Here is a 24,394-nt window from a genome sequence, read left to right on the forward strand (position 1 = left end):
GTTATTTATCTTTCGCTTCATTAGGTGGTGGCAATAGAGCATCATTGGAAGAGGGATCGGAAGAAGACTGTTGTACAATCCAGGGGCGCTCTTCTTTCTTCGAGCGCACACCTTTGCGCTGGATCACGACGGTCCCGTCTGGATGGCGAGTCTCGATCTCCTCGACAACATATTCATTGGCGCGATTCGGTGGGGTAATGCGATCGAGGATGCTCTTGATAATCGGGGCAAGGGCACCAATAACTGCCGCCGAGGCATATAAGATGGGGACAATATCACGCGCTCCAGAAGGCGCCTCTGGATCACCACTCATGATAACCCGCAGCGTAGGAATCTCTTGCTGCAGTTCTCGATAAAGATCTACGCCTTGATCGTCAAGAAGCACTTGTACCTCATTAGAAAGTTGCAGAATAACCTTACAATCTTCTGTCATATACCTTTCAGCCTCTCTAATTTATTCCACACCCATAAATTAATATAATATCTTAAATGACCATCATCAATATGAATTAGCTATGAGAGTTTGATTATCTATCGTAAATGCAACGCTAGGCACCTTCATTTAGAAATCAATCACAGCTTGCATAAGCAGCAATTAATAATTAGCTAAACGTGCAGGCTTCTTTACTCTCTCATAACAATTCAGTTAGTTTCCCCTCTAATCGCCAAATCTTTGACTATAGTTGGTGAAAACCAGCATTAACAAGTGCTTGATAGGTAGAATCCATCTGTACTTCTGGCGGAACAAAAACGGCAAAACCATCGCGTCCACGTGACAGCAACACTCGATAACTATTGAGCCGCAGTTGATGCGGATTATGGGCTTGGGATCGAGGTTGTGGAGGACTTACCCATTTATTGTTTCGCCACAGCAAATCATTTCCCCAACCAACTATAGGAAAGTCCAGTTCAAGCCCTTGACATGCGAACTCAGTGGCAACGTCATGTAATCTACAGCAAGAGCGGTCAGAATTTTGAGAATCGTTATACCAAGGGCCTTCACGCAAGTTCTTTGTGTAGTTGTAATCATTACGTATGCCCCAGTTGCTCAAATTTCTTGCTTTCGATGAGGCAAGAAGTCCATAACGTTTTTCTTCTTGGCCCAGGTAGCGCTCTTGAACATACTGTTTCGCCTTTTCAAGATCTCGCGTGACATACATATCAAATCCCTGGTCCCTAATTGCTTGGGCAGTCTTTGCAGCGCTCTCTATGCTCCCTTCAAGTAACCGCTTCACCCATAGCTGTACATCTTCAGCTAAATGCGATCGTAGAGATGCAGTAAGGTCGAGCAGGTCAGATGTCTGTATATGTGCTGCTGAGGAAAAGACAGAAGCAATCCTTGTTGGGCAATGAACGGTCCACGGCTTATTCATAGCCTTAATCGCTGCATTCCACTGTTCAAGTCCAGCTTCCTCTCCTAAATGGATTTCCTGGCCTTCTCCAATCAGCCCTACCATAAGAGTCCAAGAATTCATTCTTTCGGCTAAGCGGAGGAAATCTTCAGGTTCAGATGCTCCATGCCCTCGCTTTTCTTGAACTTTTGCCGCATCCCAAGCTCGCTGAGCTTCGTCGTATACCCAAATATGTTCTTCTGGCAGCCAATGTTGAGAACCACCATAGCGTTTCAAGAAACCATGCACGTCCTGGACGAAAACAGGGCTCTTCAGTGCATGTTGGAGTACTTTGACCAATGGACCATTTCCAGACAAAAACACAGCACTTCTCTTACTACCCATATCACCAAAGTGATTTTCGTAGACGAATTGTAATCCAACCAGCGTCTTTCCTGCCCCAGGGACACCTGTCACAAGAGCTAAATGTTGTTCATTATTGGCGCGAGCTTGTCGACTGATCTGCACAAGTTCCGCTATGGTCTCTGGGATCCTTGCGCTATTGGCGCGCTTAATATGAGGAAGTGGCTCATGCTGAAAAAGGATACGCGCGGCATTTACAAGGGATGGCAGAGGAGCATAATCTGCAGCTAGCCACTCAAGTGGATCGATAGGAGTGCTGGACACGGTAGTATCTACCAATGATTGCAGTACATCGGGTAGTTCAAATGGAGAGGTTATGAGAACACCATCTTGAGTTTTCTCAGCTCCCTTTGATTGAGTCAAAACTAAAAGAGGATAGATCAAACGATTATGTGAGCCAGCATGATAGTGCTGTAAATCCCGAGCGTAAGCAGAAACCTGGTCAATATGCGCCTGGTGAATACTGCCAAAACCTTTGAACTCGAGAACAAGGATAGTATCATTAGCAAGAATGATCACATCAGGGCGCCGGCCACGTTCTCGAGGCAATTCATATTCGAAAATAATAGTCCAGTTGCCCACATCTGCGCGCATCTTTACAGCAGAGGCCAATTGTACCTGCAGGATATTAAAACAATTCTTCCATGCTCTTATTTGTGACTCGTCCGCCTCCATATTCATGCAAACTAAGTGATGATTCTTAAGATCCTGTAACCAGTCTTGTTCCAGTACTTTCAAAAAGGTATTAATGGCACCATGCCAACCACAAGCATTCCTAGCTATTTGTGTCATAAGAGTACCTTTCTAATATATGTATTTATTATGCATATAAATTTTTGAGATAATAATATCAGAAAATCAGATTTTTTCAAGCGTTAAAATAGCACAAAAAGTACTTGAGATATAGATATCCGCCTCTCACGCATACAATTTATGAGCAATTGGGATATCTGCTTCAGCAAAATCGTAGTCTTTTAACTCTTCGAGAGTGATCCATTTTATCTCTGCATGGGCATTAAGCTGAAATTCACCTTCAAGATACACTGTGTGATAAGCCAGAAGCTCAATCTCAATATGTTGATAGCGATAGATCGCCGAACAGAAAAAATCTTTTACCTCGACCTCGACCCCAAATTCCTCCATCATTTCACGCTTGAGGCATTGTTCAGGCGTCTCTCCAGGCTCGATTTTACCTCCAGGGAACTCCCATTTGTGCTCCGGTGCATCTCCCTTTTTTCGCCTGGCGATAAGGATTTTTCCATTCAACATAAGAATAGCTGCGGTGACTGTTTTCATTGATGTTTTCTCCACTCCACATGGCTACATCTAGACAGATGAGTAAAGACACAATTATGGCTCAATCAAATCAGGACGACGTTGCCAGCACGTATCCAATTCAGTTCAACCTCACGTTTGAAGATTTACGTCTCTTTCATATCGCCGAGGTTGGTCGAAACACCCCGAGGTGATGAAGACACTATTCTTCTTCTCGCAAGTTTGCTCTTAATTCCTATTAATGGGTCAAGAGCATTTGATGAAAGGACCGTTTCTATTATATTTTGGTAGTCTCTATACTGAAGCGGCTCAACATGAGAACCTCTGTTGCGTATTTCATGAATTTCTTTCCAAGCATCGAATAGGCTGTCTGGTAACTGATGCCCTAAGCACATAGATATTTTTGCCTCAAAATTCGGCGTTCCCGACAGTTTTCGAATCACTTCTAAAGCATCATGCATCATAATAAACCTTTGCTTTCCAGTCGCTTTGTTCCTCCAATCTAATTGATTAATATCTACTGCTTTCCTTTTACTGATATATACTCTTCCATCTTCTTTGCTTAATTTATCATCATGAATTGCAAAAAATTCTGGCATGTTAATAGAGATTGAAGCACGTGCGGCTTGAATAAGAGAAAGATTAACCTCAAGTTCAAAAGCTTTCCAGGCACCTTGCGCACCAGGAGTAAAATCGATATCAAGTGTTTGCCACTTTGCCTTACGCCTTCCTCTTGTACCTAAATGCAACAAAGGCATTCCTCGCAAAGTGCCATTTTGAAGATTTTCAAGAAAGTTCCCAATCGTGAGCGCGGTCTCGACCATTATTAATGATTCTTCTTCAAGATATTCCGCCAATTCAAGCATTCGTCCACGATGGAAATGTTGCGATATCCGCATTGCTACGGTCGCAGGGGCAACAAGTCTACCTGCGGCATCCTCGATGATTTTTTCTTTTGCTGAATTATTGAAAACATTATTGGCATCTCGATCTACTATCTGTCTATTATCTTCCCACTGGCGGAAGCGCCTTAAAGTTTCCTCTACCTGGGGGAAATCATTATCCAGAAACCTTGCATGCCAATCTGTTTCCCCCCCAGATGACCTTTCCGCAGTATCAAGCACGTCATACATTCGATTAAATCGATACCTTAATGCATCATCTGGAGAGTGATATTGTGCCTCAATACCCAACGTCTCACTAAGGTCCTCAGCAATATGGTCGATATTTGGTTGTCCCAACTCATGTACGAGGTTCGTGAGTATCTCTAATTGTCGTTGTATATGAATTGATGAAGTAGGAAACGTCAAGTATTCGCCAGTCCATAAATTGGTACTAGCTACTATCTGCGGCAACTCCCCCCAACCGATGCCAAAAAGCCTTGCAATTTCGTTTACTAACACGCGATCATCCATTGAGAAACCGATACGCCCAATCCTTTGTGTGTATTCTCGCCACCACTGTCTAGTTTCCGCTTCTGTGAGCCAATCCTGGGGTGGATCAAGTACGGCAAAAAAAACCAGATTTTTCCCAGTGAACCTATCAAGTTCTAGAAAAATGCTTCTGAAGGCCTCCACAAAATCCTGGTCATTTGGAGAGAAAAGCACAGCAACCTGTACCGGAAATTGGGAAAAATACCTTTGTTCATAGGTGCCGTTTTTGAAAATATTTGAGCGAAGCGGGATGCCCATTAACAAAATCTCCTATCATTCCAATATTCGTCCTTAAAGCTTTTTTGCTTGAAAATAATATCTTCGCTTCATTAGAAAGTTTTCCCAATTTTGGATTGTTCTGCTATCCCTTTTCCACATTATCCCAGCGTACCTAAGCACGGAGAAATCTTCTTAGCGTGTATTGCCCTCTGCTGTCCAGAATCTACCGCAACCACCGGTTCTATTACTCTGGCAATACTTTAATGCTACCCGTGTATAGCGAAGCGCACCCCGCTTCACAGTATCAAGAGACAGATCACATACTTTCCACTGAGTATTTGAGGTGAGTTTGCCACCATTTCCTGGATTGCGTGCGTGTGGACACGAGGCCCGATGCAAAACAACCGGGAAATTATCATAAGGTGTGTGTGGATGAGGTATGTTGGCTACAAAGCCCTCAGGGTTAGCATCTAACCAGGCAAGGTAATCTGGATCATCATGTCCGTGACTACCATTGAAGAGGATCGATGATTCCATCTATAACTCCTTTTTGGAATTTTCGTAACTACGACTCATGCCCACGCGACAGTGACTATTGTGATAATTAATATCCAACCTTCCAGCATGAAAAAGACAAACTCATTAGAAGGCCACAAATAGAATACAGGAAAGCATAAACGGGTAATGTTTGGGAAGTTGTTGTTTCGACCTTACTCTGGTTCATGTTAGGTTGTGTTATCCTTCCAGCACTATATTTGGCAATGCGAAAGATAACAGTGGCTGAGCCCATGCCGTATATCTAACATATTACCATATGATAATGTTAAAGTTCAATGTCCATCTCTTAAGTTTAGTGTGTTAGCACGTCTTCAAATACATAGTCTAACGCATCCTCATTGGGCTTTTCATGAGGGTGTGGCGCCCCTACTCAGGCAGCAGTACCATTTAATGGCAGATGCGCTGAGTAGGGGCTTTGTGAGCTATGAGTTAATCCTCTTCGAAACCATAGCTTTGGAATTTGAGGTTGCGACTATTCTCTAGTATGTCGCGTACGATGTCGTCAGGGATACCTTTGTCGATGTTGGCTTGGATTTCGATGGTGACACGTACGCCCTGCTGATCAAGCTGGGCCAGATGCGTAACTATCTCATCCATGATGGTGCCAGCATCAATACTCATCATCAAGGGGCGGACATCTACCGAGCCATGAAAACGTCGTGCTTTGGGTTTTGTATCGATAGGTGGCTGTGGCACTGGTGCATGATAAGGAGGCTTTGGCCGTTCTACACTACCAGTCGAAGTCCTGCTATGTTCAGGTGCAGGGATATCCACCGATCCCTGGCCGCTACCAACACTATAAGGAGCCTTCTTTTCAGCGATTTTTTTGGCTTGTCGTTCCTTTTCTTCATCCTGGCGAAGCTGTTCTAGTGCGACATCTGGTTTGACAAGTACCGCTTCGGAGTTGAGAAGTGGGGTGATTGGTTGCTGAATTTTCAAGCCCAGGTAACGGTGATTCGACTCATCCCAACGTTCGGCGTAGGCGAACGTGTCACGAACATTGGTTGGATTTTGCACACCTTCACGTACGGCTTGAAGTAATACATCACTGTTCTTAAGGCGAGGTAAGTAGATATAATGTGCGAAATTATCAGCTAAAGTTTTGAGGTTGATGTGATTTCCGCTCCAGAGCGGAATGTCATCCATCGAAGAGCGCAATAATTCCGGCGCGAATGTGGTGACCAAGCCTCCATCGCGCACGAGTTTACGACTGGCATTGGGAGAAATCGGCCCTGGCTGCGGTGCCAGTTTGCTTTCCTGAAGCGTCAAGGTATCTGTCCGCTGAGGATCCTCCTGATAGGGGGAAAGCAGCCAAATAAATGTCTCCGGAATAAGGGCTTCAACGCGCTTCTGTGCATCGGCAAATTTGCTCTGCGCCTGCTTGCGCTGGAAAGCATCCAGGTTCAAGGTTTCATCTTCATGAATGGACTTCCATGCCTTGTACAGACGCACGGTCTGCTTGAGATCATTCAAACGTGTACGATCTGCAGCCAGAAAAACTAGCGTATTGCGAAGATGGCGATTGGCATTGCCACGCGTGTTGAGAATATTGAAAGATTCTTTCCAGGCATCGCTCTTTTGGTCACGAGCACCATGTGTATATTGCGGCTTCAGGATCACCAACCGTACCTGATCATCTTCAGGAATATCTGCACCGGAGGAGGGGCATACATGCACTCGGCCAAACTCGCCGCGATGATTAGGCTGCATCTCAGATCGAAGGCGTTGCTCGATCTCCAGAAGTATCTCATCTTCCTTGACGATTTCGGCACGTTCCTGTGCTGTACGTGTCACGTTGGGGTTTGTAGAGTACCAATATTTCTGATCATCTACATAAAGATGCGTCAACGTATTACTCAAGTGGCGTAGGGCATCTCCAAATACCGCGACGCTCTCGCCTGGTATTGCACAGCCCAACTTGATCTGGTTAGCACTGATGCCCCTATTGGCGCTACGCGAGTTGGGAGCAGTACCCATAAAAATAGTGCGCGCAGAGCGGCGACAGGCCCAATAGCGCCCCAGATTGGCGTTACTATTGTCCAGATTCAGTGGCAGTGAATTAGGCCCATCGACATCCCTTTCAATAATTGGCGTCCAGTTATCTTCTAGATGCCTGATCAGATGAAGGCGAACAGTATCGTTGCCAAGAGGCATACTTGAGGGTAGGATGAGCGGGCTTTTATCTTCTTGCTCCCAAAGGTTGTGTATAACAGCTGACATAAGGCGCAGTACACCACGTGTGCGCTGGAAGCGCTCATCGCTTGACCAATCGTTGTAGAGACGGTCAAACAGCTCGGGATGGATAGGATAGGCAGCGCAGATACGCCGTTCATACTCGGCTTCCCGGCAGGCTGCAGGGAATTCCTGAGGTTGGCTGCGATAGTATTCGGCAAAGGTCTTGGCAACTCCATCGCGAACTGCATAGAGATGAGAATCCGCAATAGGCAGGAAGAGGCGGCGGCGCACAATTTCGAAGCCTTCATCTGCATCGGCAGGTCGCCAAGTTGCCTCCATACGACCAAAAATATTTTTCAGGCGTACTACAGCCTCGTGACCACCCTCGCCGCCATATTCAGTGTCTGAAGCTGGGATAGAGGCAACAAGAAGGACTTGTGGTGACTCTCTTACAGCTTCAGTGAGAGCCTGGGCAAAGCTCAAGTTGGCATCAAAAGAGCCTGCTGGGAGGTTCGAATTATTATAGAGCTGGCGCACATATACGACCCATTCATCGATCAAAATAAGACTAGGGCCAGCTTTCAGAAATAATTCGCGCAATACACCAGAGCCGGGGCTGACGCCGCGGCGATCTGCCTCAGCAACCATGGCATAGCCTTCTGAACCGAGTAATTGCCGAGCCAACTCGCCCCAGAGAGTATTTGTAACAATGCCGTCATCATTCATATTACTCATAGCCGGCGAAAGCTCATAGCCTATCAACACGGCACGTCGAACATCAGGAGCCTTGTAGATACCAGTAGCCTGGCAGATGCTTTCAATCCCTTCCAGATCTGCCAGTGGCGTGCCGGAGAAGAGGTGATAAAGCGCGAGCAATGAGTGTGTTTTGCCCCCACCAAAGTTGGTCTGGAGCTGCACAATGGGATCTCCGTCCTGCCCTGACAAGCGGCGTAGCGCATTCGCGAGCAGATGACGTAGACCATAAGTAAGGAATGTACGTGTAAAAAAGGTGCGTGGATCACGATAGTCATCCTCGCCTCCTCCACGGCGCACCTGAGCAAGGTTAGCAGCAAATTCAGCCATGTTATAGCGGCCCGATGCCACATCTGGATGAGGTGAGATCACTTCACGCCAGGGACTGAGTCCACTATGGCTACTACTAGTAGTAACCAGGGGTCCCGTCCCCTGTTTTCTCTTTTCGCTGCGAGCCTGCTCTTCATAGCGAATACGCATAAGCTCCTGCTTCTGGCGATCTATCTCGCTGGCTTCTGCAAAGGCTGAAACAGCGTTGAGAAGACGCTGTATATTGTCAAATACCCGATAGGTGTCATCTGTGTTAAAAGCCTCCTGGTGTGCCCAACGGTTGCGCATCGTGCGTAGTTCGCTGACCCAGGAGCGCTCGTCGCGTCCCAATACTGTGCTGAAGACGGAGTTCCATTGGTTCCACATGATGGAGAGGAGAACCTGGGTGTCAAGTGTCGCATCATCCTTATGCAGGTTGGCGGCCTGAAAATCATGTAGCCCGGCCGCTGCAATCTGCATCCAGCGAGATCCATATTTGGCTTGCATTTCACGTTCTACAAAGGGGAGGAGTCCTGCATTGAGCGTCTCCAGCGCTCTCCCTACGCGATCCCGATTGCTTTGAGTCATAACATCGTGTTCCCTTCAATACTGCTTCTATATATGATGCGGCTGATTACCATTCCGTTGTATCCCAAAGGCTCTGCGCACTCGCCTGTGGCTGACTCTGTGCATGCAGATTGACCTCAGACCAGGCAGTAACCAGAGCGTTGTAGATCTGAGCCTGCGGCGCCCAACCTTTGCGCTCACAGACCGTATACAGCCGATAAGCCAGGTCGCGCGCGTACTCACCCTGCTCGCCAAACCGATGGAGTAGTTCGGCAGCCCCCTCCTCACCTCGGCTATCGAGTGCGTGGAGCAAATGCTGCATGGCCGCCCACGTGGTCAAACTCTTCTGCGTATCAGGGTTCCAGGGCGCAAGTTCCTCTGGCTTAAACAGGCGGACCTTGCCAGCTTTCGCCTCCAGAATACCCGCATCTATCAATGTCTGCACAGTAGTATTCTTAGCCTTCGAGAGCGTCTCCGCACGCCCATACTCGCCCGCATTGAGCGCGTACTCCTCAAACCAGGCAATAGCCCAGCGCGTCTCGGGGTCGTATTCACCCTCCTGATGCGCCAGTACATCATCGAGGACTGTGTTGATGAGTTGTAGGCCTGTACGCACACTGAGTGGGGTACCATCAGATTCAAGGACCTTGCTATAGCGCGAATAAATCGCCATACCAGGACCGATGCTGGCCTGCGCCAGGTCCACCGGCGCTATACCGCCATGTTGCAAGTTTCTCAGCGCTTCAGGCAATTCAGTGCGCAGCATGGTCAAGAACTGGCGGCGCGAGGCAATGGGAGCATCGGTCGCACGCGGGCGACAAACCAATACGATGGAGGAAGCCAAAGCATTTGCGCCTTGCCCTATACTGCGGTTAGCCATCTCTGTACGCATAGGCCAAGTGCCAGTAATGGTGAAACCAGAGCGGATCAGGCCCTCTAGCATAGTTTCCCATCCGGTCGAGGCTATTACCTTCTTATTGCCATTTCTTCCTGTTTGTGTTAGCTCTTCCTGATCTGCCTCTCCCTCGGCTTGTTTGAAAGCGTAGTAGACGGTCAACGGATATTCGGGATTGTGTAGGGCATGCATGCGCTCAAAGGCTTGCTCCAGGCCTCTCTCAAAGAATTCCTCAGCATCGTGTTTATTGCCTTTGAAACGGTAAGGTGTTGCAACGAGTTCCTGGGCTTTGGGTACAAGCATACTGCGAAATAGATTTGGATAGATGCTATGCAGTGAGCGACGTAGCCAAATATAGAAAAAGTCTGAGAGGTCAGCATAGCCGATGTTATCGTAGTAGGGCGGATCAGTAGAAATAAGTGGGTTATGTATGCCATTAGCGCTAGTAGTAGCATCTCTTTGTTTAGCTTCTCCCTGGAGAGAGCAAGGGAGAAGCTTGACAGTTTCTGCTATCCAATCTATTGCACCTAAAAAGTTACCTGTAGAATCGCTAAAAGGATTTGCTTCAGCAAAATCCCAGACCATAGGAATGGCTTGGCGAGCAAAAGTATTACGAGTACTATCTCGACTCACATCCCAGGAACAAATAGTAGAATTTCTGTCAGCCAGTCTATCCACAGCAAGTGCCAGATATGTAACGACAGCATCAGCATAAAACTTTTGCTCATCCTCTTTGAGAAAAGTGGCTAGCCGAGCATCAGCCAATATCTTTTCTCTGACATCTTGAACAAGATCACTAAATGTAGTGAGAGCAACGAGTTGGCGTTGTGAGAAAAGATCACCAAATGAGCGTATTCCATAGTTTGGAGTCTTAAAATCTCGTGGATTATGTGGCAAATTAGCTTCAGGATGCCAGATAGGTTTCGCCCCTGTTGCCCTAGCAATGTGAGCGTCATTAGGAGCAAGATATGCACGCCCTTTAAATCCATCGGCCACAATAGCCAAGAGCTGCTGACCTAAGTGCCCAGCTTGACCTGCGCTACGAATATGATTAAAAGGGACAGGGCTATTGCATGCAATGCAGGTACCACCCAAACGATTAACAGTTCCTTCGATCTCTGGGCCTTCTTTGTCTGTAGCAATCTCGAAATGAATAGAGAAAGGCTTTGTGCTTTTATCTATTTCTGGCTGAACCCATGCCTCTTTGCCTTTCTTTTTAGAAAGCCAGAAAGATCTAACCAATGGCATCTGTACTCTGCAAGAAGGGTTGGGGCAAGTAACAGTTCTAGCCCAGATCCACGCAATGACATTTGTCTCTTTGCCATCATATGCCTTGGGGAGAGAAACTTTGGGGTAGAGATAGCCGATGCGGCGCACGGCCTCGTCACGCATCCACTTGCCATAATAGCGGATATCCTCAGCCAGGCCCTGTGCACCTTTCCAGCTATGCTCAAGTAACGAACCATTGCTGACATCAGGATTGATAGGGGGCCTATTAGAAAATTTTGGCGGAATTTCAATTAAAGCCTTATTAAGCAATACAGCAACCGGATTCAGGTCGCTGGCATGTGCTTCTAGACCCAAGCGCTGTGCCTCTAGAGGGATGGAACCTCCTCCGGCAAAGGGATCGAGCACAGGTGGAGGATTACCTCCAGTCGCCACCAGGATCTCCTTACGTACTTTATGCATAGTCTCTTCTTTATTCGCATTGTCCCAGTTGACCATCTCCTCAATGAGTGAGAAGAGACGTTTGCGCTCGACCTCTTGTGCCTCCTCACCAGGGAAACGCTCGGGATGCTCAGAGGGGTCATCAATCAGTGAGGCGAAGAGCACGGCACGGCAGGTCGCCAGAGGGCGGCGCGCCCACCAGAGGTGCAGCGTTGAAGGGTGACCGTGGCGAATCGATTTTTCGCGCGCAGACTGGAAGTTGATCACATCCAAGGGAAGGGCAACTTCAATTAATTTTTTACGGTAAGAGCTGCTCATTCAGGAATAACTCCTTTGTTGAGTAAACCGGACAGGTCGTAGTTAACGCTGGTGGCGTTAAAGTCTGGCTCGGAGTGAAAAGGTCGAGTAATGTAGTAAGAAGTAGTCTGCTCGCCGTCGACGATGACGACGGCCAGGATGAAATCTTCTGGCTTATTGAGGCCGGTCATAATCTCATTGCGTGTAATGGTCACGGTCGTAGCGCCCTTGGCCCGTCCCTTGACCTCAATGAAACGCAACCGACCCGAGTTGGGTATGCTGGATTCGATGTCATAGCCGCATTTGTCGGCGCTAACATCGCGCGATATATATCCCAGGCGACGTTCCGCGTCCATAACGGCCTGCATTGCTAGTTGCTCCACGCGCTCAGTTTCGTGCGCATGAAGCAACTCCTGTTCCTCTGGCTGGAGGCCACGCAACGTATTAAGTAACCCAAGAGGAACGACAAGCAACCCACCAATGACATTGGGAGGCAGAGGTGAAAGTCTTCGTTCCTGCTGAAGCTCTTGCAAACGCTTTTCCAGGCGATTGGAAAGTTCCTCGGCAGTTTGACGCGCCTTTTGCGAATTGAGGTGCGTATTTGTTTTTCCTGCAGCCTCTTTCAGCCGTAGCTCCACTGAGCGATTGCTCCAGTAACTGATCTCTTTAACCAGGCGCTCACGCACCGCGGCCTCGGTCTTATCGATCTGTTCCTCACGACGCTCTTTAACCTCTTCAAGGTGACGAGGCACAAGATGACCAATAGCATAGGTGCGCGCCTGCTCCTCTAGAGAACTGTTCAACCAGGAAGCCTGACGGAGCTGAGTGATGAACTCACGTTCCTCATCTTTAGGAGGCCTATAATCCAGGAAAGGTGCATAGCCGGCGGGAGTGATCTCCCCTCGCTCATTGAGTTCCACAAACTGAAGTTGGCGCGAGACCGGATGGCGCTGACCATTGGCATCAATGCGTGCATCTTGAATCGTGTGTTCAAGGTAGAAGAGCACACGTGTTGTTTCACCCATATCCTTCTGATCAACCAGGACCGTACCCTGTTTTAAGAGATCCTGGTACTGTTGCAGAACTACATCGATAGTGGCATCTAACAAGGGATGCCCCGGAGCAATGAGCGATGCATGTGGTTTACCTGGTACGTGTATCAGCTCTTTTTCAAACACAACCCGCTCATAGTGGCGCAAAATCGTGGCACGTCGCTCATTCAGCAAGCGGCTGTTACGCAGCACTTGTGGCACATACGTAATCTCATAACGTTGATTTTCACGCTTGTAATATTTGCCTCCTAAGCGCTTGAGGGCATCGATGAAGAAAGAGTTGATAAAGTGTGGTTGGAGGCGGCGAGCAGCTGCTCGCTCCATCTCAGCGCGAATTTGGTGCACTCTCGCCACATCCATCACTTCGCGTGCCAGCGCCTCCTCCTCTAGCAGAGTCTGGAGATGCTGACGATCCAGAGCGTTATCGACCGCCTGGTGCAGGCGCGCACGCACATCCGGACGATCTCCATAGCGAATAGCCTCTACCATCAGGTCGCGCAAGGGTCGCTGGTCAAAAAGCACTTTACCTAGAACATCAAAAATCTGGCCACCCAGAGCCTCCCGTTCCTCCTCAAGCTTATTGAGCAATGTCTGAAAAACTTCACCTTCCCGTGTCTGGGCTGCGACAAGATTCCAGAGATGACACACCTCAGTCTGTCCTATGCGATGGATACGCCCGAAGCGCTGTTCCAAGCGGTTAGGATTCCAGGGTAGATCATAATTGACCATCAAGTGAGCTCGTTGCAGATTAATACCCTCACCAGCAGCATCAGTCGCTATGAGCACACTGACATCTTTATCCTGGGTAAAAGCTTGCTGAACCCGAGAGCGCTCTTCGCGTTTCATCCCTCCGTGAATCGTGACCACTGCACCTTCGTGTCCGAGCATTGTGCTGATACGTTCGGTAAGGTAATTAAGGGTATCCCGATGCTCAGTGAAAATGACCAATTTCAGTCGATGATGCTGCGCATCAAACATCTCAGCGTTATTTTGCAGCAGGCTCGCCAGCTCCTCCCATTTGCGGTCCAGACCGCTTCGGCGCACCCTCAGAGCCAGGCTTTCAAGGCGTTTGAGGATGTTGATCTCGGCCTGGAGTTCAGCAATGGTGCGAGCCGCCGAGGCTTGATCAACCACACTGTCTTCGGTTGCTTCCAGCTCTGCAACGGGCATATCATCCAGATCATCCAGTTCTTCTTCGGTTAGCAAAGGCAGATTATGCGCGAAGGCTATATTTGCATGATCATCGTGTTTAGACTGACGTTCCTCACGCAAACGCTGCTCCAGGCGCTCGCGACGGCGCCTGAGCGATTGATAAATCGCCTCCGGAGAAGAGGCAAGGCGGCGCTGCAACGTCGTCAAGGCGAAGCCTACAGTTCCCTTGCGTCCATTATTTCCCAGAGCATCGGCACGATTAAACTCGCGGCGTACATAGTCCGTCACCTCTTGATAAAGCTCTTCTTCAATATCGGAGAGTTGATAATTGAGGGTATATGCCAGGCGCTCAGGAAAAAGTGGCGTTGCATCGAACTTATAGAGCTGCTCCTTGACCAGGTGCCGCATCAAATCAGAAACATCTACTTTGTGCACCCCAGTGCGGAAACGACCCTCAAAACGATCCTCATCAAGAAGGCGCAAAAATAACTGAAAATCCTCTTCTTTTCCATTGTGTGGAGTTGCCGTTAACAGCACAAAGTGACGTGCAATCTTGCCCAGTAACTGGCCCAGTTGATAGCGCTTTGTGTACTTGATCTCGCCACCAAAGAAAGTCGCAGACATCTTATGTGCTTCATCTACCACCACCAGATCCCACTCAGTTTGCTGAAGTATGTGCTGCACACGTTCATCGCGAGAGAGCTTATCCAGGCGCGCGATACAGAGAGGTATGTCTGTAAAAACATTACCTGTTGACGAAGCCTCGATACGATCATTAGTCAGAGTGTCGAAGACAAGATGAAATTTATCACAAAGTTCGTCCTGCCACTGCTCCACCAGATTGCCCGGAGCAACAATCAGACAACGATGCAGGTCACCGCGGATCATTAGCTCTTTAATAAGCAAACCCGTCATAATGGTTTTGCCTGCACCCGGGTCGTCGGCTAACAGGTAGCGCAAAGGCTGCTTACGCAGCATCGCCTCATACACGGCTGTGATTTGATGGGGTAAGGGATCAATTAATGAGGTGTGTACCGCCAGCAAAGGGTCAAACAAGTAAGCCAAATGGATACGATAGGCCTCAGAGACAAGCCGAAAGAGTGTGCCATCGGCATCAAAGCTCCAAGGGAGTTGATCAGAGACAACTTCCAGAGCCTGAGCACTCTCAGCATAAATAAGTTCACTGCCTAATTGTCCACTAGCATCCTTATAAGCAACCTCTGCTCCAATGGAACCATGAAAGACAACATTGATGATGGTAACAATTTTGCCAGGAAGTAAACCTTTTATGAGCATTCCTGCTCGAATTTCATGAAGCAGCATAGGGATTATCGTCTTTCTAAAAGAAAAAAGGAAGATATTTGCAAAATAACATATTAAATTTGCATGTGTCAATACATAAGAAAAGTAAATAAACTGCGCCATAATACACAGTGAATATGTTTTATAAATAATGACAATCAAGTATTGTGTAAAAACAGTCAACGTGATGGTGGTGATTGGCATTTTTGGTAATGCAGCATTGGTATCTCAACCATATGAGCTTAAAAGAAGCTTGAATACAATAGCCGATTATAAGAGTTAGGATTCTAGCTCGCTTTTTTGAAAAAGCGGGCTCAACTTAGAAGCGTGTTGTGGTTTGGCAGATAATCTAGCTCTGACACAGTTTTGAGGATAAAGTCAGCAATACAGGCCTCATACGACATGGTGAAAGCAGCATAGGAATGAGCTACCAATCCTGACAGCTCATTCCTATGCTGCACTACAACACAATAGTTGTGTATTCTATGGCTGGCAGTGGGTGGAAAGGATATAGGCAGATTTTGCTGTCGAATTTGCTTGAGCAAGGTAGGTATTCCCGGCGCCTCGTGCGTTATTCCAGTTTTTTGCTGCGTTATCAAGAATGGTTTGTGCGCCCTGAATGAATGAATCAACATCAGATTGGGTATATAGAGGTTTTGGGTCTTTATAGCTGTTATTCTTTACTGCTTGCTGGAGTTGAACCCAATCATTCTTTATAGTATTTTTGTCATCTTGCACCGCCTTGCTCTCTTTTTCATACTGAGCTTTATCAGAGCGCGTAGTATTGACATCTGTCTGCATCTGGCTTATGCCTACCTGAACCTGGGCATAATCTACCTGTACTTGCCCAGCGCCTACTCCAGTACAGCTTGTATTCGCATCTGTTTGCTCTTGCTGATAATCTTGTTGAATAGTCTGGTTATCTTGGGAGAGTGCTTGAAGATCAGAATCGAAAGAAATGGATTTCAAGGTCGCTTCATCGCCGGAGAGAGTTCCAATGTCAGTATTCATCGTATTATTGGCCTGTGTGACTGCCGTTTGCTCACGATATTTTTCATCTGCTTTTTGAGCCAGCTTCTTGAGGTTGCTTATCGCTTGATTATACTGGTTGATGGACGCGCCTTTATAGACAAAACTTTTTATACTGCCGTCCGACTCTGAAAGATTGAGAGTAATAGTTGACTCTGAGAATGTTCCAGTGAGCGTCCCTGATATATTGCTAATAGGTGCATTGATATCAGTAATCGTGAGGCTGATGCTATTGCCATTGTGAACGCCAGTAAAGGTCACTTTCCCAGTGGAAACACTGGGGTTGTCAACCGATGGAAGAACGGCTTCCTGTATGTTTCCAACCCACTGTCCGTTATGCTCTGTGTATTGGATATAGGAGGCGAAATTGCCGTTTGGTGACTGCGATGTGGAGAGATATCCTTCTGGAGGTAAGGCAGGAGATGATGGGCCTTGATTCCCGCAGGCACTTAGCAAAAAAAAACATAGAATGAGTAAAGCCTTATATTGCAATTTAGGCATAGAATGAGACTTTCTTTAAAAAAATTAACTGATAAAAAAATTATTTTAATAAAAAAAATTATTTGATAAAAATTTTGACTGATCTTAAATATATTATCAGTTTTTCTAAGAAATTGCAAGAATAGACACATCATCCTATTTGGCCTGTTAGATCTTTCATACTCTAATTGAAGTAAAAATGGAGAAGGGAACCATAAATGGCTGCTGAAGCATGCACTTTATACTCAGATATCAACACTCAGGCACCAACTGCACATCCCACACAGTTCCCAACGCACGCGCCCGCGCCTCAGAGTCCCCCATTGTATCCACGAGCGAAGCATGGCCCAGCAGTACTCGGCGTATCAGTAAGTAATTTCTTTGGAAAATATGGCGATTACAGCATCCCAGGGGATCACGACTACACCTGGAATATATATGGCAAAGATGGCAATCCCTACGAAGAGATCGGTGCAATTATACACACTGATGGAACTGTGTACCGTGTTGATGTCGTCAATTCATCTCAGACAAATTAGAGTTTATCACAATCCATACAAGAATGTAGCGCATTCTTGCCAAAGGGTCGAGTCTTAAGGAGCAAGTAAGTGACCAAATAGCACTTTATAGCTCACCCGCTGGTAACATCCATATGGAGAATCAGAATATAGAAGGTGATTGCTTCCTCCAATTCGCAAACACCATTGGCACCCTAATTAAGTGTTCAAATGATAGGCCAAAGACGTAGAGGTGAAGCGCAAGATCGAGAAAGCTGAACAGGGTCAGAGACGACAGGCAAGGATGCATTAACACATCCTTGCACCCGTAGTTATTTGCCCAGGAGATTAACAATCTCACGTGCAACGTTTGGCTTCACTAGATCAGCATGGAGGCGCTCGGCTCCTTGTCCGTGGAAGACAAGGTTAGTGCCACCACCCAAACCAAAGACCGAGGGGACACCCATACTGCTATCAACACCTGTGAGGGCAGAACGAGCCAGAGTTTGTTGTCGGAGTTGCCCAAGTTCAATTTTAATCTGATTATCGGTAATAATCAATGTGCCTTGTTTGCATCTTGTACGAATAAGATCTGCCATACTTAATCCTTTCTCAAAACATGATAAAACGCAACATTTACTACTTAATATATATCACACATATGAAACCATTGATATAAGAGGCATCAATTGTTGGTAAAACATCTAACGAGCAATTACTTCGTTACAACGAGAAGTTACCTTGCCCTAAACAGATGATATTCTATAGAGAGAAGAAGCACATAATTCGAGAATCCATATAGTTCAATAAGATTCATTCCAGTGCGAAAGAGGGAAGGCATGGTAGTTGAGAAATATGATGTTGCTATTGTTGGTGCAGGGATTGTAGGCTGTGCAACTGCATACTACCTAACCAAGGCAGGGATAAAAGTAGCGCTCCTTGACAAGGGTTCTGTGGCAGAAGAAGCCTCGCGTGCTGCTGCTGGCATGCTGGCGCCCCTGGGAGATGAAAATACTGATCCCACGCAGCCACTTGAGCGGTTCTATCTTACAGCATTACAATTCCACGAGCATGTAGAGCAAGAAATACAACAATTTTCGGACACCCATATTGGATATTCACACACTCCGACACTGCGCCTGGCCTTTGATGATGAGACAACCGTGAAATGGCAGAAAATAATGAATATCTATAAACATGTACTGCCAGGCCTTCAGTGGTTGGATCGTGAAGAGGCATTACAAGCAGAGCCGCTCCTATCAGACCAGATACGAGGAGCTCTTATTTCGCCACAGGAACACAACGTCCAGGCGCCAAAACTAACACAAGCCTATGCGCAAGCTGTAAGCAGACATGGCACTCGTATCTTTGAGGGAAGAAATGTTGGAAAATTGGTCGTGAGTGAAAATAAGGTTGTAGGCATAGAAACAAACCAGGGGCCTATAGCAACCGAATCTGTAGTTCTTGCTGCAGGAGCATGGACGACAGCATGGCATTCTCAGCCATCTCAAGCTCCGGTTTTTCCGGTGAAAGGGCAGATGATAGCTCTAAGCCCCTTAGCACATCAACATCTGCGCCACACTATTTATTATTCTGGGATGGGCTGCATCGTTCCCAAGGCCGATGGCTCAATTTGTGTAGGGTCAACCTCGGAAACTGGCATATTCGATAAATCGGTCACAGTAGAAGGGATCACGAGGCTCACGGAAACGGTTCAGAAACTCACTCCTTCTTTGGGATCTGCACGCTTTGAGCGCGCCTGGGCAGGCATACGCCCTGGTTCACGCGATGATGTACCTCTTATTGGGCCAAGTAAGAGCATCAATGGACTATGGATAGCCAGCGGTTTGTACAGAGATGGTATCTTACTTGGACCGTTAGTTGGGCACCTCATAGCTGAACAGTTACAGCAGCACGTAACTCCTTTTGACCTGGATCTGAGCATCTTTGATCCCGATCGTTTTGGAGAATGGCGAGGTTCCGTAGCAGACTAAAAGGCGTTCTTGAAAAAGGGCTGGTCATGCTTACGTATGGAAGAGCATGTCTAGCCTTTTTACCTTTTGTTCTCTCGGCCACTTCAGCACCATCTTCTCATAGATGTCTCGCGCATCGCTTAACCACAAATCAGAGTTTATAGCCTGGCATGCATGAATGGCAGATTCGAGCTTACTGCAACTCATTTCCAAGTCGCCAAGGATAGTAGCAATCATAGCCTGATGCGTCACTAACTCTATGCGCCTGGTACTGAGAGTATCTGGTACGTAGGCCTCAGCTTTTTCTATGGCGATCCAGGCATTCTTTGGTTGATCCAGATCGCGATATGCCAGAGCTTCATTGAGCTGCAGAATGTAGTGCGTTGTATGGGTATACAGAAACCCTGGGTCATCTTCAGGTTGATCAGGAAAGAGATCACGAGCCAATCCCATATAGCGTAAGGCCTCTTGTTCCTGCTTTTTTAAAGCGACATCAGAAGCAAGCTCTGAGTAGATACGGCCCTGTAAAAGTGGAGAAACCAGGTTGACATACTGGCCGACTTCTTGCAGTGTCTGAGAAATCTGGCTAAAACGCTTGCGATAATAGAGCGTATTCACTTTACGAATCAGTGAGGCCGCCTGCAAATTGGGATCGTCCGCAATTTTCGCGTATAAGAAGGCATCGTTACAATGCTCCAGCGAAGTCCTGAAATCTTCCTTCTGCAGCACCAACATAGACGAAAGCTGATATATTTGCGAGACTAAGCCTGCAGCGAGCTTCTGTGATTTCGATGACTTCTGAGCCAATGGTATTAACTGAGATACATAAGAGGGTAACACCTTCCCGATTTCAGCAGGATTTCCATCTGTAAAGTATGATCGCCAGCACGCAGGGATAGCAGTGCTATAAATCGGCAACATCTCTTCAGTGAGGGAAGTATCTAGATTATTATCTGACTGAAACAGCCCAGCTACCCCGAGTGGCATACCAATGAGAAATGACAGCATCTGTTTACGAGTTATTTTTGGACCGGTGCTGGTGTTCTGCCGCTTGATCTCCTGCATAACTTCTTCCTCCAGTTCATTCAATGTCCATCCATTTTGTTGTTGAGCAAGAAGCAGAGCGAGTACACCGAAGTTTAAAACATTGACCGAAGCTGCACCTGAAACAGGTTCTGAAGTTTGAAGAGGCGCAAGCTGCAACTTGTTCACAGCTACTGTTGCAAATGACCTGAAACCTAATTGCTCAGGTGTCATTTTAAATGCCTCGCAAACCATATTCAGGGAAGAACCATGAGGTCGTTGCGTTCCCTGTTCCCACCGCACATAAGTAGTGCGGCTAACCTTTACCTTATCAGCTGCTTCATCTAATGACCAACGTCTATCATGCCTCGCATTCCGCAATTTCTCGTTCATAGCATCCTACTCTCAATAAATTCTACAGATGGGGCATCCTGGAGTACAAGTTTTTTCGGCTATGGTGAAGCGTTTCAGAACCCAAACGATACTAAAACGACACTCGAGAACGCTACTAGAAACGACCATAAAACGATACTAAACGCTACTGAAACGATCATAGAAGAAGGATATTATTAGTATCAGAGCGACGGGACAAACAGCAGTAACTATAGTACATGATTTTTTAGGAGGTTTCAATTATGGATATCGCTGTCACAGTAAGCTTTTGGTTTATTGTTTCTCTGTGCCTGGTCTCGCTGGTTACAGGAATGTTCTTTGGTGGTCGGATCGCCGCAAATCGCTATCGTTATTAGGAGTTGCTAGCATGAGCGCGTTGACTGTAGCGGCCATAGGCTTTGCCTGGACATTGCTCGCATTTGGAACTGGTGCAGGTGTAGCATGGTTGGCTGGACGTAAACAGAGACGTTTGTTGAAACACTACCGCCAACAAGCACTAGCCCTGAGAAAATGGAGTCATCCAGTTGAGTAGGAAATGTACATTAACCCAGGCAGATTTGCTGCCTGGGAACAAGGGAGGTATCTAAAAGAAAGTTTTCATGCTACTTAACGGTCTTAATACCTAACTGTTGATACGTTACTGGAGAGTCGGTGTGCTTACTCAACGCATTACAAACCCGGGCAGCCAATGCCGCGCGTACGGGCAAGCCTTTTTCAATTTTCTCGATAGTCGCGCGCGAAACATCTGCCTCTTTGGATAGTTGAGTAATGGTCAAACCAGCATTAGTACGAGTCTCTTCAAAACTTGTCATTCGGCTACCCTCTTTAGTATTAAGCACTGCTCGCTCAATACTAGCATAGAACGGATGTGAAAGCAACATAATTGCTCATAGTTGCGAGTCTCTGCAAAAAATGGCGCGGAAACCCTTGACTTTTGATTGGCACCGGCCGTATACTTTCAGGAGAAACGGCCGCTATTAGCAATTATAAGCAAAAATTAGCAGTTATTTGCAAACATAGTGAGCAGTGCTCAAAGAGGAGGATTTCTTTGTAGACAGGATATCTGGTCCATATTCTGGCTACAGTACCACACAACATGGGTGTGCTGGTTGTGTCTGGTCCACACAACCAGCGTGAGTACCCTTCTGCCATCAGAGCGCGTCCAGGTCCTCCTTTTCAGTATCCTGTATCGGGAGGCCGGCGTCAAGCATAAGAGGAGAAACCCTCATGAATAACGCGCAGCCTACTTTTCAGAAACGAGTCGGTTTCCATTGGATTTGTGTCGCTCCAGCTACCATATTATCTGACGAGATTTGCTCAGATGAAGAGCACAGCGTGAGCTTACGAGAAGAGACTTCTTCCAATGGGCTTTGCTTCCTCAGCATCTTTCGTCACCTGCCACATGCGGATATGTATGAAGCATATGTGGCCGCGACTGCAGAGGATCTTAGGTCCTGTCCACTCACCATTTTTGTAACTGAAGAGCAGCTCTACTATGCGCTGCCCTATGATTGCCGGATGGAACAAAAATCCGCAGCGCAAATTCAAGCAATCCTTTTTGCCCATGCTGAAAAAGTCAAACCAGCCATCCTCACCACACCATCGGAAAACGTACAGATTGAAGAGCAGGTTATGCTCGAACCTCTACCAGAGCCAATTTCAGTTAGTAGTCAGGCAATTGAGAAAGCTATTGAAGAGGTCTGCCCCATGGCTGCACCAAAGATATGGGCTCCAACTATTCAACAAAGCTTGCTGTGCCTGGCGCTACATACACTGCAGCACGAGATGCAGCACAACTTCAAACACATTGAGCTAAGCCTGCTCGAGGCCTGGCACGCACTCATCAAACAAACGCGAAAATGGCATTACGCCCATCAGCAGCAGGTTGTACATGTGGTGCGCGAATTTGACCGTCGTAACAAGCAACCGGTCTGGAACCTCTACATTGGCATACCAGAACAATTGACTGCCGTAGCGTGATTTCTTTGAACAAGAAGGGACTCTTGCGATGGTTCAACATGCCTTTTTTACCAATAAAAGCGAAGGTGCCGAAGCCTTTGGAAGCACTTGCCCGGCTATTGAGGAGGTTGAAGATATTCTCATTGATCTGGGATTTGATCGCGTTTTTCAAATGCGCGCTATTCCAGCAACACCGCGTACCCCAGGCCTTCCTGCCCAATACCATTATCGCGATAGAAAAGGGACAGAAATCATATTCCTGTCCGGACGGGATACTCCAATGCCAACCCAATCATTTCCCGAGCATGCCGCTCGGTGGTGGATCTATCCAGGTGCATGTCCAGTCACAGCAAACCTGGTTGCACAAACACTCTCTTCTCATTGGCATCTACAGTGGCAGAGTACGCAGTCCATCCAAAAAAGATCACTGGAGCAAAGCGCCTGAGGAGATTTCGCCATGGGGAAACGTTTTGCATCCATCAATTATACGCTCATTATCCGCAATGCTGCAGGTGATCACTTAAATGGAACAGTATCACCACATGACATCGCTAAAACACGCAAGATTGCCCAAAGCTTGCTGCGGCTTTTACCAGAGGCTGCATCGGTCGATATTCACGTCTTTAGTCCGGTTTCACCGGCTACGCAATCCCAGCCTATCGAGAGCGTTAACTGGGATCAAGCCTGGGAAGAAGCATAACTTGTAGAGGAGTACCCATGAAAATACGTGAGTTGAAAGCCATCTTACGCAGACGCGGGTACCACGTCCGCCGGGGGAAAGGCAGCCATACAGTCTGGACCCACCCAGCCCATCCAGAAAAACCTATCATACTCAATGGTTCAGACAATGATGATGCCCATCCCTATCAGGTCGCGACGGTCTATCCGCGCCACACTCGTCCCTGTCGTGCGTTCTCATAGCTCCTATCTATAAACCTTTATATCATCCCTCACCACACAGAAAGAGGCCTCGCATGTCATCAGCATTCAGAGGATCATCAACTTTTTATGATGATCCAAAGAAAACACGCAAGTTCGAGGATCTGGACGATAGCGCATTTGAAGCTGCTGCCGAGCATCCACCCATTTTAAAATTTCTTATTGGAGGTATGGAAGCCACTTTTGGTATTGCCTCCAACATCGTCCAGGTCACTACATCCACCTACGGTTTCTTCTCGCTGGCCATGGGTGATCACTACAAATACCTGAAACCAACTGAACTTTTTAATGTGTCTCCCTTCATTTTTCTGATGGCGTTCTTCATCGCCGGCGCCATTCAGGGTTTCTTACACAAAAATGGACAATCAATGTCTTCCACCTGGGCTCGCTTGCGACACATTCAGAATTTCAATGTGAAAAGCATGCACGCCAAACAATCAGTGGAAAATGTCCTCACCATCGGCACCATTTACTTTCTGATGGCTCTGGTTGGCGACGTCGCGGGTGATGTCACGTTCGCCACCTTATATACACATCAACCCTTCTTCGTCGGTTCCTGGACAATTGGTCTAACAGGTTGTAGCACTCTTCTCATGTACGATGGCTTCACGCGTCTCTGGGGTGCCTGGGAAGACTCTAAAGACTACTGGGCTTACCATGACAAATATCGTACAGAGAAGCGGCACAAATAA

20 protein-coding genes are annotated in these 24,394 nt (G+C 47.1%); 8 read left to right on the forward strand and 12 right to left on the reverse strand.

Features of this window, described 5'->3' with window-relative positions; all coding sequences use genetic code 11:
* Window position 1: 1 nt before the first annotated feature.
* The 9 genes from JMI88_RS29540 to JMI88_RS29580 form a co-directional block, all read right to left on the reverse strand.
* The gene (locus JMI88_RS29540) at window positions 2–433 is read right to left on the reverse strand and encodes a hypothetical protein (RefSeq protein ID WP_201365547.1); all 432 of its coding nucleotides are present in this window, start codon (window positions 431–433) and stop codon (window positions 2–4) included.
* A 244-nt stretch (window positions 434–677) separates the two neighbouring features.
* Complete coding sequence (locus JMI88_RS29545) at window positions 678–2,546, reverse strand: DNA/RNA helicase domain-containing protein (RefSeq protein WP_201365548.1); 1,869 nt, start codon at window positions 2,544–2,546, stop codon at window positions 678–680.
* A 126-nt stretch (window positions 2,547–2,672) separates the two neighbouring features.
* Window positions 2,673–3,065 (reverse strand): (deoxy)nucleoside triphosphate pyrophosphohydrolase, encoded by a 393-nt coding sequence (locus JMI88_RS29550; protein WP_236023118.1) that lies wholly within the window; start codon window positions 3,063–3,065, stop codon window positions 2,673–2,675.
* A 110-nt stretch (window positions 3,066–3,175) separates the two neighbouring features.
* Window positions 3,176–4,720, reverse strand: coding sequence for a hypothetical protein (locus JMI88_RS29555; protein ID WP_201365549.1), 1,545 nt, complete (start codon window positions 4,718–4,720; stop codon window positions 3,176–3,178).
* 153 nt (window positions 4,721–4,873) lie between these two features.
* The gene (locus JMI88_RS29560) at window positions 4,874–5,218 is read right to left on the reverse strand and encodes a hypothetical protein (protein ID WP_201365550.1); all 345 of its coding nucleotides are present in this window, start codon (window positions 5,216–5,218) and stop codon (window positions 4,874–4,876) included.
* 450 nt (window positions 5,219–5,668) lie between these two features.
* On the reverse strand, window positions 5,669–9,064 hold the full coding sequence (locus JMI88_RS29565; protein ID WP_201365551.1) for a Swt1 family HEPN domain-containing protein: 3,396 nt from the start codon (window positions 9,062–9,064) through the stop codon (window positions 5,669–5,671).
* Window positions 9,065–9,110: 46 nt separating this feature from the next.
* Entirely contained in the window at window positions 9,111–11,924 is a 2,814-nt protein-coding gene (locus JMI88_RS29570) for a DUF1156 domain-containing protein (protein ID WP_201365552.1), read from the reverse strand.
* Window positions 11,921–15,430 (reverse strand): helicase-related protein, encoded by a 3,510-nt coding sequence (locus JMI88_RS29575; protein ID WP_201365553.1) that lies wholly within the window; start codon window positions 15,428–15,430, stop codon window positions 11,921–11,923. The genes JMI88_RS29570 and JMI88_RS29575 overlap by 4 nt, the downstream gene beginning before the upstream one ends.
* A 462-nt stretch (window positions 15,431–15,892) precedes the next feature.
* Window positions 15,893–16,939, reverse strand: coding sequence for a hypothetical protein (locus JMI88_RS29580; RefSeq protein WP_201365554.1), 1,047 nt, complete (start codon window positions 16,937–16,939; stop codon window positions 15,893–15,895).
* A gap of 197 nt (window positions 16,940–17,136) precedes the next feature.
* Here JMI88_RS29580 and JMI88_RS29585 point away from each other — a divergent pair, with 197 nt between their 5' ends.
* Window positions 17,137–17,457 carry a hypothetical protein gene (locus JMI88_RS29585; RefSeq protein ID WP_201365555.1) on the forward strand — a complete coding sequence of 107 codons (321 nt, stop codon included), beginning with the start codon at window positions 17,137–17,139 and terminating at the stop codon, window positions 17,455–17,457.
* Between the two features lie 290 nt (window positions 17,458–17,747).
* Here the strand turns inward: JMI88_RS29585 and JMI88_RS29590 are convergent, their stop codons facing one another.
* Window positions 17,748–18,014 carry a hypothetical protein gene (locus JMI88_RS29590; protein WP_201365557.1) on the reverse strand — a complete coding sequence of 89 codons (267 nt, stop codon included), beginning with the start codon at window positions 18,012–18,014 and terminating at the stop codon, window positions 17,748–17,750.
* A 240-nt stretch (window positions 18,015–18,254) separates the two neighbouring features.
* Between JMI88_RS29590 and thiO the strand changes: the two genes are divergently transcribed.
* On the forward strand, window positions 18,255–19,409 hold the full coding sequence (gene thiO / locus JMI88_RS29595) for a glycine oxidase ThiO (protein ID WP_201365559.1): 1,155 nt from the start codon (window positions 18,255–18,257) through the stop codon (window positions 19,407–19,409).
* Between the two features lie 30 nt (window positions 19,410–19,439).
* Here thiO and JMI88_RS29600 read toward each other — a convergent pair whose 3' ends face one another.
* Entirely contained in the window at window positions 19,440–20,804 is a 1,365-nt protein-coding gene (locus JMI88_RS29600) for a helix-turn-helix domain-containing protein (protein WP_201365561.1), read from the reverse strand.
* Between the two features lie 367 nt (window positions 20,805–21,171).
* Here JMI88_RS29600 and JMI88_RS29605 point away from each other — a divergent pair, with 367 nt between their 5' ends.
* On the forward strand, window positions 21,172–21,336 hold the full coding sequence (locus tag JMI88_RS29605) for a hypothetical protein (RefSeq protein WP_201365563.1): 165 nt from the start codon (window positions 21,172–21,174) through the stop codon (window positions 21,334–21,336).
* A gap of 70 nt (window positions 21,337–21,406) precedes the next feature.
* Here the strand turns inward: JMI88_RS29605 and JMI88_RS29610 are convergent, their stop codons facing one another.
* Window positions 21,407–21,616: a helix-turn-helix domain-containing protein gene (locus JMI88_RS29610; RefSeq protein WP_201365565.1), complete on the reverse strand. Its 210-nt coding sequence runs from the start codon at window positions 21,614–21,616 to the stop codon at window positions 21,407–21,409.
* A gap of 415 nt (window positions 21,617–22,031) precedes the next feature.
* Here JMI88_RS29610 and JMI88_RS29615 point away from each other — a divergent pair, with 415 nt between their 5' ends.
* From JMI88_RS29615 to JMI88_RS29635, 5 genes are read left to right on the forward strand one after another with little or no spacing between them, the layout of a single operon-like run.
* On the forward strand, window positions 22,032–22,784 hold the full coding sequence (locus JMI88_RS29615) for a hypothetical protein (protein ID WP_201365566.1): 753 nt from the start codon (window positions 22,032–22,034) through the stop codon (window positions 22,782–22,784).
* A gap of 28 nt (window positions 22,785–22,812) precedes the next feature.
* Window positions 22,813–23,208: a hypothetical protein gene (locus JMI88_RS29620; RefSeq protein WP_201365568.1), complete on the forward strand. Its 396-nt coding sequence runs from the start codon at window positions 22,813–22,815 to the stop codon at window positions 23,206–23,208.
* 12 nt (window positions 23,209–23,220) lie between these two features.
* Complete coding sequence (locus JMI88_RS29625) at window positions 23,221–23,463, forward strand: hypothetical protein (protein ID WP_201365570.1); 243 nt, start codon at window positions 23,221–23,223, stop codon at window positions 23,461–23,463.
* Between the two features lie 17 nt (window positions 23,464–23,480).
* Window positions 23,481–23,684: a type II toxin-antitoxin system HicA family toxin gene (locus JMI88_RS29630; protein WP_201365572.1), complete on the forward strand. Its 204-nt coding sequence runs from the start codon at window positions 23,481–23,483 to the stop codon at window positions 23,682–23,684.
* A 53-nt stretch (window positions 23,685–23,737) separates the two neighbouring features.
* Window positions 23,738–24,394 (forward strand): hypothetical protein, encoded by a 657-nt coding sequence (locus tag JMI88_RS29635; RefSeq protein ID WP_201365574.1) that lies wholly within the window; start codon window positions 23,738–23,740, stop codon window positions 24,392–24,394.

It is taken from the genome of Dictyobacter formicarum, assembly GCF_016587435.1.